We start from the raw sequence: 10,905 nt of genomic DNA on the forward strand, positions 1-10,905 counted from the left end.
TCAGCCCTCGGGCGGGAGCCGGAACGGCGCCAGCTCGACGCGCACACCGGCGTCGTCGGGGAGCACCAGCACCCGCGCGTCCCCCGAGCGCGTCCACCCGGCCGGCAGCAGGAACCACGCCCCGTTGGCGTGCACGAGCGGACGCAGCCCGTCGTAGGCGTACCGGTACGACCCCGGCACCTCCCCGAGGTCGGACACCGTGACACCCGGTCCCGCCAGCCGCAGGTCGCCCTCGCTGTAGACGACGACGGTCGGCTGGGCGGCCAGCGTCTGCTCGACCCGCCGTGCCTGCGCGGTGCCGCTGGCGTACGCCTGGACGGTGACGACCCAGAGCAGTGCGAGCGTCACGAACGCCGCGACGAGGCCCTGGCGCAGCAGCGTCGTCGACCCCACGAGCTCCGCCGTCCGCGGCGGCAGCGTGCCGGACGTCATGCCCATCCACAGGCCGTACTCGACCGCCAGCGCACCGAGCGCCAGCACGACGGGCACGACCAGGTCCCGCACGGACGCGAGCGGCAGCATCGCCAGCCCGACCAGCAGCGCGGCCACCCCGCCCACGACGGTGGCCAGCGCCGACCGCTTGGCGCGCTCCGCCGGCGCACCGCTGAGCGCGCGCGCCACCAGGTGGTGCCCGACCAGGACCACGACCAGCACGACCGGGAGCACGATGAGGCCGCGCGCGTACCGGGGCAGGCTGTTGGCCGCCCGGAGCGTGAAGGTGGTGCTCGACTGGTCCAGCGCGCTGATCGCGACGCCGAAGTACTCGTAGAACGCCTGCGCGCTGACGTAGCCGAAGAACAGGAACAGCGCCGCGAGGACCGGTGTCGGCAGGAGCAGCGGCAGCAGGCTCGTGAGCGAGCGGCGCGTGCGAGCTGGTTCCGTGCTCGACGTGCCGGTCATGGGGCCGGGGTCGGCTCGACCGTCGGCTCCTCGGTGGCCGGCGGGGCGGTGGGCGGCGGAGCGGTGGTCTGCTCGGGCGGCGACGTCGTTCCCGCGGGCTCCGTGACTTCCGGCTCCGCATCCGCGAGCGTCGCCGCCACGTCGGCGGCGCGCAGCGTGACGCCCGCGCACAACGTCGGTGCCCGCTCGCACAGCGTCGGGTCGTCGGCGGTCGGTGTGGCGGTCAGCACGGCGTCGACACCGTTGCGCACGTCGACGGTGATCGGGACGCACCGCTCCTGCGGGCTGCAGGGCTGGACCCGCAGGTACGTCACGCCGCCGCAGGTCGCGCTGAGCTCGTCGTCGCACGCCTCCTCCAGGGCGGGCAGGTCCTCCTCGCTCACCTGCACCTGGTAGACGCCCGGGTCGACCTCCGCGTCACCCAGGTCGTCGCCCGCGCTGCCGCACGCCGCCGCCACCAGGGTGGTCAGCGTCGCGAGCACCACGGCGACGGCCGTCCGGACGATGTCGGCGACCGGCACGACTCGCCGGGCCGCCGCTGCGCCGTCCATCGTGTCCCCCTGTCGACGGTCGGGGTCCAGCGTCCTCCCCCGTGCTCGCAGGGCCGGCTTCCCGTCGGGCCCGTGCCGAGCCTGGCGACGCCGCACGTCCGGCTCGATTTGCCGAGGACCTACGACCCAGTCGTAGGGTCGTCGGCCGTTGGCACGATTCCTCCCGGAGTCGGACTGGACGAACGAGGAGCAGCAGGGTCATGCGCAGGATCGCCGTCGCAGGCATGGTGGGAGTCGTCGCACTCGGGCTGGTGGGGTGCGGGAACCTGACCATCGAGCGCACCGGGTCGGCGCACGCCCGGGAGAGCGCCGAGGAGCGCGCGGCCGCGACCGAGTAGTCCGCGCGCGGCTCTGGAGCGCTCCTCGGCCGATCCGCAGGTCAGCGCGCGGGATCCAGCGACATGCCCCACCAGAGGCAGCCGAGCAGCACGGCGACCGCGAGCAGGCCCCACCCGGCGACGGCCAGGTGACGCCTCGGGCTCGGGTCGTCGACCGATCGCGCATCGGCCCTTCCGAGCGGGAACGACAGCAACCAGCACCCGAGCAGACCGAGCCCCGAAACCACTCCCGGCGCCCGCGCACCGGACAGGGCGGCCACGCCGAACACGGCCGACGGCGACGTCACCACCGGCCAGAACCACGCCTTGCGCAGCAGGGACTTCACAGCACTCCGTTCCCACGACTCAGGTCTCAGGGTCCAGCGACATTCCTAGGGACAGCCGCCGACGATGACGGCCACGGTCAGCAGCGCCCATCCGGCAGCGATCAGCTGGGCATGGGCCTCCGGTCGGCCCGCCAACGCTGCTCCGCCGCACCGAACGGCAGCGTCACGCGTCAGCGGAGGACGAGTGCGCCGCCTGCGACCAACCGGTGCACACCACCACCGACAAGGCCTCGGTGCCTACCGGGCGTCCGCCGACTCCCCGGAACCCGCGTCACCTGGAGCCGACTCCTCGGCGAGCATCGCGAACAGGGCGGCCCGGTGGCCCCGGTAGGCGCGTCCACCGTCACGGGTCATGGCGTACGTCGTGACCGAGCCCGGCCCACGCCCACGCTTGGTGACCTTGACGTAGCCGGCCGACTCCAGCGCAGACATCTGCTTGGACAGGTCCGAATCCGTCACGCCGAGCTGTTCCTTGAGGAACGCGAAGGTGGCGTACTCCGAGTTCGCCAGCACGGCCATCGCCATCAGCCGCTTGGGTGCGTGGATGACCGGGTCGATGTCACCCAGGCTCATGCCAGCCGCCTCCGCACGACGGCGGCCGCGCGCTCGTAGCGCACCTGGTACAGCCGCAGCCCGGCCGTCACCAGGACGAACGCGGTTGCCGAGGCGGCCCCGACGCCGGCCCACCACCACACGCACGCGACCAGCCCGACGATCACCACCGCACCCACGGCGTAGTGCCGGTACTCCCGCCGGATCTCGGACGGCGGTGTGCCGCGACCGGGCATCGGCAGCGCGCCGTACCTCCGGGTCAGCCACCCCAGCAGGCCACCGACGCCCGCAGAGAGCACGATCATCACGACGATGAACGCCAGCTGGCTCTCACGCCAGAACGCGAACGCCGCGACGTACGCGGCGAACCACGCGCCGAAGAACGGCGGCACCCACCAGGGCGCCGGAGGCATCCCGACGTACGGGGCCGCCTCGGCGCGCTGCAGCTCGCGGACACGCTCGGCCGGATCGGGAGAACTTTCCATAGCGGCAACCGTACGGAGTGCTTTCCACTTGTGCAAGTGTCAATTCCATGGATCGGTCAGCGCGCCCGGGTCGAGCACCGCCCTGTCAGACCAGGTCGGAGGCAGCCGGGTTCCGCCTCGGCGGGGGGGGGCGGAGAGGGTCAGCAAGCCGACCCGGTTGCGGCGCCACCCGCGCTCAGCCCAGGTCGACGTCCTCGCGTGCCGCCTCGCGCGGCACGCCGTCGCCGACGTCGAGGCCGTCGCGCTGCCCGGAAGCCCCGCCGATCGGGTTCACCTGGACGTCAGTGACGCCGGCGTCCTCGAGGGCCGCGACGAGGTCGTCGGTGTCCGCCTGGGCACCGGTGGCGATCACGGTGACGGTGTAGCGCCTGCGGTCGACGATGCCGTCGCCGCCCATCTCACGTCGCGTGGGTCCATCCGCCCACCTTCCATCCGGTCCTCGACCACGTCGTCGAGCCGTGCGAAGCGTGGACGAGCTTCGTCTCGGCCTGTCGGACGGGCGCGGCGGCGCGCCGCTCCGCCGCCTACCCACCTCGAGCAGAGCCGAAGGCGCTGCCATCCCTGGGCCAGCCGCGTCGGTCTCGCGTGACGCCGACGCCTGAGACGGTCGTGGCCGCCGCCGGCGTGGAGACGACGCCGGGGTGGGACGTGGTCGTCAACACCCTTCGCCGTCCTCGAGCACGACCGTGGCAGTCCGTGGCGACGACCTGGAGTCCGGGACCCGCGACGACAGACGGCTTGGACCGGGAGCGCGTCACTCGGTCCGGATCGCTCGGCTCACCAGCTCGTCGACGCCCACCTCGCCGGCCCGGTTCGGCTCACATCCGGCCAAGGGCGATCGTGTACGTGACCCCCGCCGAGCGGACCGGCCGCACGACGGTCCACGCCGCGCCGGTACCCATCCCCCATGCCAGCGCGGCGATCCCGGCCAGCACCGCGACGTTCCCCCAGCGGTAGGGCTCCGTCGGGTCGACGGACTCCCACCGGAAAGGCCCCCACGGACTGTGCACGAACGTCGTGCACGCCGCGGCGACCCATGCCGCGACCCAACCGAGAACCAGCACCTGCCATTTGAGCCCGACCCCGCGCAGGCCTACCGCCGCGACCGCCAGCACTGGTGCGCCGACCACCACAGCGGGCATGACGGCGAGCAACGCCACCCACAGCACGACGTACCAGGTCTCCCCCGGTACGCCGACGTCACCGGTCTCCACCGCCCCGGCCACCAGGGTACCGAGCACGGTGCCGGCCACCGATAGCGCGAAGGCCAGCGGCCAGACGGCGAGTACACGCCACCACCGAACGGTCATGTCGCGATGATGGCACCGCGGGCGCGATCCGTACGGGCGCTCGCCGGTGACCGTTCAGCAACGCGGATGGCGGTGGGAAGCCGGCCGTCACGAGATTGTGCAGGTCCGTTGCCGGTTCGACGACTGGCTCGGTGAAGATCTCCGGAGGCGCGGGCGACCCCGGTGAGCCGGGTCGTGCCCGGACTCACCCAGGGCTGGTCACGCACCCTGCCGCAGCCGGTCCAGAACCGTCCCGACGGCGTCAGGGAGAAGCTCGAGGCCGACGTTGTGACCAGGGTTCACGACAATGCCGTGCCCGCGCGGCATGCGGAGCACCAGGTCGCGTCCCGTCATGGTGATCGCGTACTTCGCGAGGTGTGTGACGTGCTTGGCCAGCTCCAGCGACGTGAACACGGCGAGCATGGGTGTGCCGTCTCGGTCGTACAAGACGGGGACGAAGCCCTCGAAGTTCGGGCCGATGTCACCGCCGCTGGGGACGACGATCGGAGTACGGAGCAGCGCCTCGATGACGTCCAGAGATTCGCCGGTCATGGCTCGCGCGATCAGCTGCTCGAGGTCGGTCCCGGGCACCTCGTCACCCTGCGTCATGTGCAGCGTCCCTCTTCCTGTCCGACTCGGTTTCCGTGCGACGACCGTTCACGTCCAGGTACTCCACGACGTAGGGGCCGAGGTCGCACCACCACGGGGAGGCAGGATCGATCAGGACTCGGCGCCGTCCACTGGTCCATCTCAGGCGGCGCGCCACCGAGCCCCACGAGAGCGTCGCGGGATCACGACCATCGGCGACGGCTGCGTCAGCGTCGCTGTAGAGGACCACGGCGCTCGGATGTGACGCGTCTGTGTCCGTACCCAGGAGGTCGTGATGCATGATCGCCAGTCCGAATAGCTCGTCCCCCAGAAGTCCCGCTCGATACTGCTGGAGCAGAACGCGCGCCGTCGTGCTCGCGAGCCAGTGCGCACGCTCCCGCCAGCCCGGCGCCTGCGCGTCCGCATCGGACTCTCCGACCGGAGCCGCGATCCGGTCGCCCTCGATCCACAACGTCCCGCACCGGGAGCAGCGCCACATCCTCGTCCACGTGGGGACGTCGTCGACGAGGAAGGGCTCGTGCCTTCCCTCGCGCGCGGTCCTGAGGCAGACGGCGCACGGAGCCTCCTCCGTCATGGGAACCTCCGCAGCGGTAACCACGACCCTTCCGGCCCGAGCTGGAACACCACGCTGTCCCGGGGGACCAGTGGCGCCCCGTCGAGCACGTACTCCCTCGTCGAGTTCACGACGAACCCGCTAGTCCCGGGTTCACCCGGTAGGTCGTCGTACTTGACCGCGGTGTGGCCTCCTTCGAGGAAGTGCGGGTGCCCGCCCGCGTCGGCGGCCGTGGGGACGCGCGGGGACATGTCGTCCCGGGGGAACGCGATGCCGTAGATCTCGGGCCCCTCGGGTCCAGGACTCGTCAGCACCGCGCGCTCGATGCTCGGCGCGTATCCGGTGTGGACCAGGACTTCGTTGGGCGTCTCCAGCCGCATCGCGTCTTCCGCTGTCATGTGGAAGAAGGCGCCCTTCCCGCTGCCCAGTGTCGAACCATCCCCTGTGTAGAACCTCAGGATCTCTCTGTCGAAGAACGACGCCCCCCAGTCGGGCCCGATCGGGCGATATGTGGGTTCCGGAACGCTCAGCCGCATCGAGAATCCGCGTAGTGCTCGCGACCCTGCGACCGCACCACCCGCAACGGTCAGCGCGATGTCCGGGGCTAGCTGGCCCCACCACTCGGCCGGACGGTCCCGGAGGAGATCGAGCTGGGCGAGCTGCTCCGCCGTCCCGAGGGGATCGTCTACCAACGACGCATAGGTCTCGATGCCGTCTTCCAGCATCACCGCTCCGTCGCGCACCATGCCCTCGGTGTCTACCAACCCGCGGATGGAGTTGAACTTCCAGAGCACGTCGGTGATGCCGGTAACCCACGACCACATCCCCTGCGCGAAGTCGCCGAGGTGCCACCGGCCATCGGGCAGTCCCCTGGACAACTCGTCGAGCATCGCTGCCGCCGCCCGCGCCGACGTGGCGACCTGGTCACGGGCGGACGCCAGGACGCTCTCGGCCAAGTCGCGGTGCCCCGCCCCTGCATCGGCCGCGGCACCTCCTCGGGCTGCCAGGAGGGCACCAGAGTGCCCGAGCTCGGCGTCGCGCAGGCTGCAGCCCCGTGCGTACAGGCGCACGGCGACGTCCGCCCTCGCCTGCCCCCATTCGAGCGTGCCGGCGTGCAGCAGGAGCGCCGAAGCCGCCGTGGCGTGGATCTGCGACACCGTCTCGAGCGTCTGGGCGAACTGCTCGCGGCGAGCCGCCCAGCCGTCAGCTGCCGTACCGGTCCACGTCGCGGGGTGCGCCTCCCTCAGCTCACTGGCCTGCTGAGCAAGCGCTCGCGACTGCTGACCCAGCTGGTCGGCGTCCCCGCGGAGCGCGCTGATCGAGCCGGGGACCAGAACCTGCGGGTCCGAGCAGGTGGCGAGGGTGGCGCCGAGAGCTGCCGCACTCACCACTCGGCTCCGCCGAGGCTGGTGCCGAGCCGACGTGCGCGCGCCTCCGCGGCGACGTCAACCTCGGTGTAGGCGTCTGCCGTCCCGCGCAGCTGGTGCCCTGCGTGCTCGACCTCGTCGGCGAGACCGTCGAGCAGATGCGAGAACCGATCGGCCCAGCCGGTCGCAGCGGCAGGCAGCACGTACCCGTACTCCTGGGCCGCCGCCATCGCGCGGTGCTCTCCGACGGAGTCGACGCGGTCAGCTAGGCCCAGCACGACGTTGGCCGTGGTGCGGAGAGAGTCGATGTTCACCGTGTACCCGCCGGCTGACAGGACGTCTCCGGACGAATCCGCGCCGGAGGACCCACCACCGAACGCCATGTTGCCGCTCATCGCTGCCCCTTCCGCTGAACCCGATGGGATCCTACGGGGCGTTGACCTGCACAGGTGGGCCATCCGTCACCCGTGAGGCATCGGCACTCCCGCCCCCACGTTGTCTCTCACGTCCCCTGCATCACCGCCACCGTCGCCAGGTGGTCCGCCACGTCCGGGTCGGGTTGCTGCCCTCGACAGGCGCCCGAGCAGGTCAGGAAGTAGACCCCGGTCCGGCGCCACCCGCGCTCAGCTCAGGTCGACGTCCTCGCGGGCCGCCTCCCGCGGCACGCTGTCCCCGACCTCGAGGTACGGCCCGCTGACGCTCACGCTCATGTCGCGGCCGCCGGGGTCGGAGCCGCCGACGTCAAGGCCGTCGCGCTGCCCGGAGGCCCCGCCGATCGGGTTCACCTCGACGTCGGTGACGCCGGCGTCCTCGAGGGCCGCGACGAGGTCGTCGGTGTCGGCCTGCGCGCCGGTGGCGATCACGGTGACGGTGTAGCGCCGGCGGTCGACGATGCCGTCGCCGCCCATCTCGAACTCGCCGTAGGCGTCCTGGACCTGCGCGCCGAGGGCGTCGACGACGCCGGGCAGCACCTGCCGGGCGGCGTCGAGCACCTCGTCGCGGCTGGCGTCCAGGTCGTCGGAGCTGGCCCCGCCCTGCCCGCACCCGGACAGGGCGAGCGCGGACAGCACGACGACCACCGCGGCCGCACGCACTCGACGGTTCACCACTCCGGCCTCCTGCCGTCGAACGAGCTCGGGTCGCGGGTCGCCTCGGGGTCCACCGGGCCGTCGTACCAGGGGTCGTACGAGTGCTCGGCGCCGAGGACCTGGTCGTAGTCGCCGACGACGATCTGCCCGATGTTGTAGAGGGACTCGGTGCCCGGGTCGAAGTACTTGGTGTGGTCGCCGAAGTTGCGCACCGAGTCGGCACGGGTGGTGGACTCGGCCTGGAACCGGTTGGCGCCGAAGTCGTCCTCGACGATGTCGTTGCCGAGGCCGGCGCCGCCCAGCATCCAGCCACCGGCCCACCCGTCGTCGGCGAGCGCGGCGACCAGGTCGCGGCTGTTGTTGCCCGCCCAGACGTGGTCGGCGCCGACGCCGAGCTCGGAGGCGTGCTCGACGCCGCCGCCGGCGCCTGGGCTGCCGACGAGCACGATGTCGTCGGCGGCGAGGCCGTGGTCGGTCGCGCCGTGCGCGGTGGTAGTGGAGCCGTAGCTGTGGCCGATCACGGTCAGGTGCGCAGGCTCGCCCTCACGGGACGCGCGCAGGCCGTTGATGTAGCGGGACAGGAGCTCGCCGCCCTCCTCGGCACGACCCTCGGTGGCCACGGTGGCGGAGTCCCAGTCGCTGGGGGCGTCGTAGCCGATCCACATGATCGAGGAGGCGGTCGAGTACGGGTCCGAGAGCCGCGCGGACTCGTAGATGTTGTAGGCCGCGTCGGCGTTCCCGCCGGCCTCGGTGCCGCGGCTCGTCAGGCCGGGGACCATCACGGACACGTGGTCGGCGGTGTCGGGGTCGCCGAACGCGATGGCGACCTTCCCGTCGCCGCCGAACGCGGTCGCGTCGTACAGGTGCAGCAGCGGCACCAGCGGCTCGCCGGTGACGGGGTCGACCCTCTGCGCACCCTCGTCCAGGGCGGCCTGCGCGGCGCGCGCGTTGTCGAGCGCCTGGTAGTCCTCGAACAGCCGCTCGCCACGCTGCTCGCGCAGCTCCATCGCCTCGAGGTCGGTCTCGAGCAGCAGGCGGTTCGCCTGGTCGCGGGCGAGCGCCGGGATCCCGTCGGTGTTGCCGATCAGCTCGGGGCGGGCCGCCAGGACGGCGAACTGCTCCTCCTCGGTCAGCGACGCCCACCACGCGGCGACCTGCTCCGGGGTGCCGCCCTGCGAGGGGGACCCCGGACGACCGAGGGCGTCGTCGGCGAGGTCGATCTGCCCGGACACGGCGGCGCGCGCCTGCGCGAGCGTCGAGTAGGCGGAGAACGCGTCGAGCATGGCGCGCTCGGCGGTCCCGAGGTCGCGCACCAGGGCGTCGACGTCGGCGACCACGCCGTCGCGGCGGGTTGCCAGCGACGCCGCGCGGGCCTGCAGCTCGGCGACCGCGGCGTCGTCGACCTCGCCGGCGTTCCGGATGTCGGCGTCCAGGTCCTCGCGGGCCTCGTGGTACGACGACCGGGCCTCGACGAGGTCGGTCCGCCGCCGGAGCAGGTCGGTGAGCGCGTCGGCGTGGTCGTCGGCGGCGCGGGCGACCTGCCGCAGCGCGACGCCCATCGCCTGGGCGTCGGCGCCGGCGGCTCGGACGTGCCGGCCGTACGCGGTGGCGGCGTCGCCGGTCCAGCCGTCGAGGGTCGCGGAGTCGAGCGCGAACGAGTCAAGGTCGTCCAGGTTGACCGCGCTGGCCAGCAGGTCCTGGGCGAACGCCGCCACGACGGCGGGGTCGCCCTGCACGGCCGGGATCGCGTCGACCGGGGCCGGGATGTCGATGGTCACGGTGGTCACGGAGTACCTCCGAGCCAGCTCTGGAAGGTCTCCTGGGCTGCGATGTCGGTGACGGCGTACGCCTGCTGGGCGTCGCGGAGCTGGGTCCCGATCTCCTCGGCGCGGTCGGCGACGTCGCCGAGGACGGTGCCCCACGCGGACGTCCACGTCGCGGCCGCACCGGACACGGCCGAGGTGAAGCCGGAGGTGGAGGCATCGGCGACGCGGTCCCGCGCGGTGCGCACCCGGGACCCCTGGTCGGTCCAGTCGTCGGCGGACAGCCCGAGGGTGTACGGGTCGACCTGGATCTCGTCGCTCACCGGTCGTCCTCCGTCCCGGAGACCAGCGCGCGGGCGGTCGCGGTCGCGACGGGGAGGTCCCGGCCGCGCACCGTCACCAGGACGGCGTCGTCGAGCCACGCGACGCGTACCGAACGGTCGTCGAGCGCGGCGAGCAGCAGCGGGGTCGCCCCGGTGCGCTCGAGGCGGCCGTCCCAGCCGTCGGCGCGCAGCCGGGCCGAGACGGCCTGGCCGACGGCGATGCCGGCCTCGGGGCCGTCGATCGGCAGCCGCGCCTCGACCACGGGGGCCACGTGCGACGCCGGTGCGCTGCGCCAGGTGGTGCGCGGTGCCGCGTAGGCGCGGTCAGCGCCTGCCGCCGCGAGCAGCTCGGCGACGACGGCTTCCACCCGGGAGCGCTCCGCGTCCAGCGCGGCGTCGGTCACGGGGACCGGCGCGTCGGCGGGCTCGGGCGCCGGCGCCTCGGGCGGCAGGACGACGACGTCGACATCCGGGTGGCGCTCGTGGACCACGCGCAGCAGCGGGGCCTGCGCGAGGGCGTCCTGCGGGTCGGTCACGGCGTCACTCTAGGGGGACTCGGGCGTCGCGGCACGAGACGGGCGCCGTGCATGCGGCGGCCTCCCCGCAGGTCGGGGGCTGCATGTCGTCGAGGCCGCGCCAGCAAGCCGACCGCTCAGGCGGCGTCATCTGCGGTCATCCCGCGCCCCGGGCGGGGCGTTCGCGATCACGCGCGGACTGTCCGGGCCTGAACGCGGGTGGTCACGATCGGTGATCGTCAAAGC

The 10,905-nt window shown here is 72.8% G+C and carries 16 protein-coding genes; 1 reads left to right on the forward strand and 15 read right to left on the reverse strand.

The annotated features are described in order from the left end of the window. Positions 1–900 (reverse strand): hypothetical protein, encoded by a 900-nt coding sequence (locus tag AC1050_RS07995; protein ID WP_482386820.1) that lies wholly within the window; start codon positions 898–900, stop codon positions 1–3. Continuing rightward, positions 897–1,451, reverse strand: a complete 555-nt coding sequence (locus AC1050_RS08000; RefSeq protein ID WP_482386821.1) for a hypothetical protein — start codon at positions 1,449–1,451, stop codon at positions 897–899. Before AC1050_RS08000 ends, AC1050_RS07995 begins: the two co-directional genes overlap by 4 nt. A 200-nt stretch (positions 1,452–1,651) precedes the next feature. Between AC1050_RS08000 and AC1050_RS08005 the strand changes: the two genes are divergently transcribed. Beyond that, the gene (locus AC1050_RS08005; protein ID WP_482386822.1) at positions 1,652–1,789 is read left to right on the forward strand and encodes a hypothetical protein; all 138 of its coding nucleotides are present in this window, start codon (positions 1,652–1,654) and stop codon (positions 1,787–1,789) included. Positions 1,790–1,830: 41 nt separating this feature from the next. On the opposite strand, the gene AC1050_RS08010 is transcribed toward AC1050_RS08005, so the two are convergent. From AC1050_RS08010 to AC1050_RS08070, 13 genes are all read right to left on the reverse strand, one after another. Beyond that, positions 1,831–2,115, reverse strand: a complete 285-nt coding sequence (locus tag AC1050_RS08010; protein ID WP_482386823.1) for a hypothetical protein — start codon at positions 2,113–2,115, stop codon at positions 1,831–1,833. Between the two features lie 237 nt (positions 2,116–2,352). After that, complete coding sequence (locus tag AC1050_RS08015; protein WP_482386824.1) at positions 2,353–2,688, reverse strand: transcriptional regulator; 336 nt, start codon at positions 2,686–2,688, stop codon at positions 2,353–2,355. Then, a complete protein-coding gene (locus tag AC1050_RS08020) occupies positions 2,685–3,152 on the reverse strand; it encodes a hypothetical protein (RefSeq protein WP_482386825.1) in 468 nt (155 codons plus the stop codon). The genes AC1050_RS08015 and AC1050_RS08020 overlap by 4 nt, the downstream gene beginning before the upstream one ends. A gap of 175 nt (positions 3,153–3,327) precedes the next feature. Then, positions 3,328–3,549, reverse strand: coding sequence for a hypothetical protein (locus AC1050_RS08025; RefSeq protein WP_482386826.1), 222 nt, complete (start codon positions 3,547–3,549; stop codon positions 3,328–3,330). Between the two features lie 421 nt (positions 3,550–3,970). Then, positions 3,971–4,462 carry a hypothetical protein gene (locus AC1050_RS08030; RefSeq protein WP_482386827.1) on the reverse strand — a complete coding sequence of 164 codons (492 nt, stop codon included), beginning with the start codon at positions 4,460–4,462 and terminating at the stop codon, positions 3,971–3,973. 198 nt (positions 4,463–4,660) lie between these two features. After that, positions 4,661–5,050 carry an SseB family protein gene (locus AC1050_RS08035; protein ID WP_482386828.1) on the reverse strand — a complete coding sequence of 130 codons (390 nt, stop codon included), beginning with the start codon at positions 5,048–5,050 and terminating at the stop codon, positions 4,661–4,663. Next, positions 5,037–5,624 (reverse strand): hypothetical protein, encoded by a 588-nt coding sequence (locus AC1050_RS08040; protein WP_482386829.1) that lies wholly within the window; start codon positions 5,622–5,624, stop codon positions 5,037–5,039. Before AC1050_RS08040 ends, AC1050_RS08035 begins: the two co-directional genes overlap by 14 nt. Next, entirely contained in the window at positions 5,621–6,991 is a 1,371-nt protein-coding gene (locus AC1050_RS08045) for a WXG100 family type VII secretion target (RefSeq protein WP_482386830.1), read from the reverse strand. The genes AC1050_RS08040 and AC1050_RS08045 overlap by 4 nt, the downstream gene beginning before the upstream one ends. Continuing rightward, complete coding sequence (locus AC1050_RS08050; RefSeq protein ID WP_482386831.1) at positions 6,988–7,365, reverse strand: hypothetical protein; 378 nt, start codon at positions 7,363–7,365, stop codon at positions 6,988–6,990. Before AC1050_RS08050 ends, AC1050_RS08045 begins: the two co-directional genes overlap by 4 nt. 228 nt (positions 7,366–7,593) lie before the next feature. Beyond that, entirely contained in the window at positions 7,594–8,076 is a 483-nt protein-coding gene (locus tag AC1050_RS08055) for a hypothetical protein (protein WP_482386832.1), read from the reverse strand. Then, a complete protein-coding gene (locus AC1050_RS08060) occupies positions 8,073–9,845 on the reverse strand; it encodes an alpha/beta hydrolase (RefSeq protein ID WP_482386833.1) in 1,773 nt (590 codons plus the stop codon). The genes AC1050_RS08055 and AC1050_RS08060 overlap by 4 nt, the downstream gene beginning before the upstream one ends. After that, positions 9,842–10,144 (reverse strand): hypothetical protein, encoded by a 303-nt coding sequence (locus AC1050_RS08065; protein WP_482386834.1) that lies wholly within the window; start codon positions 10,142–10,144, stop codon positions 9,842–9,844. The genes AC1050_RS08060 and AC1050_RS08065 overlap by 4 nt, the downstream gene beginning before the upstream one ends. Beyond that, on the reverse strand, positions 10,141–10,680 hold the full coding sequence (locus AC1050_RS08070) for a hypothetical protein (protein ID WP_482386835.1): 540 nt from the start codon (positions 10,678–10,680) through the stop codon (positions 10,141–10,143). The genes AC1050_RS08065 and AC1050_RS08070 overlap by 4 nt, the downstream gene beginning before the upstream one ends. Positions 10,681–10,905: the final 225 nt, after the last annotated feature.

The organism is Cellulomonas sp. NEAU-ZC6, assembly GCF_056844425.1.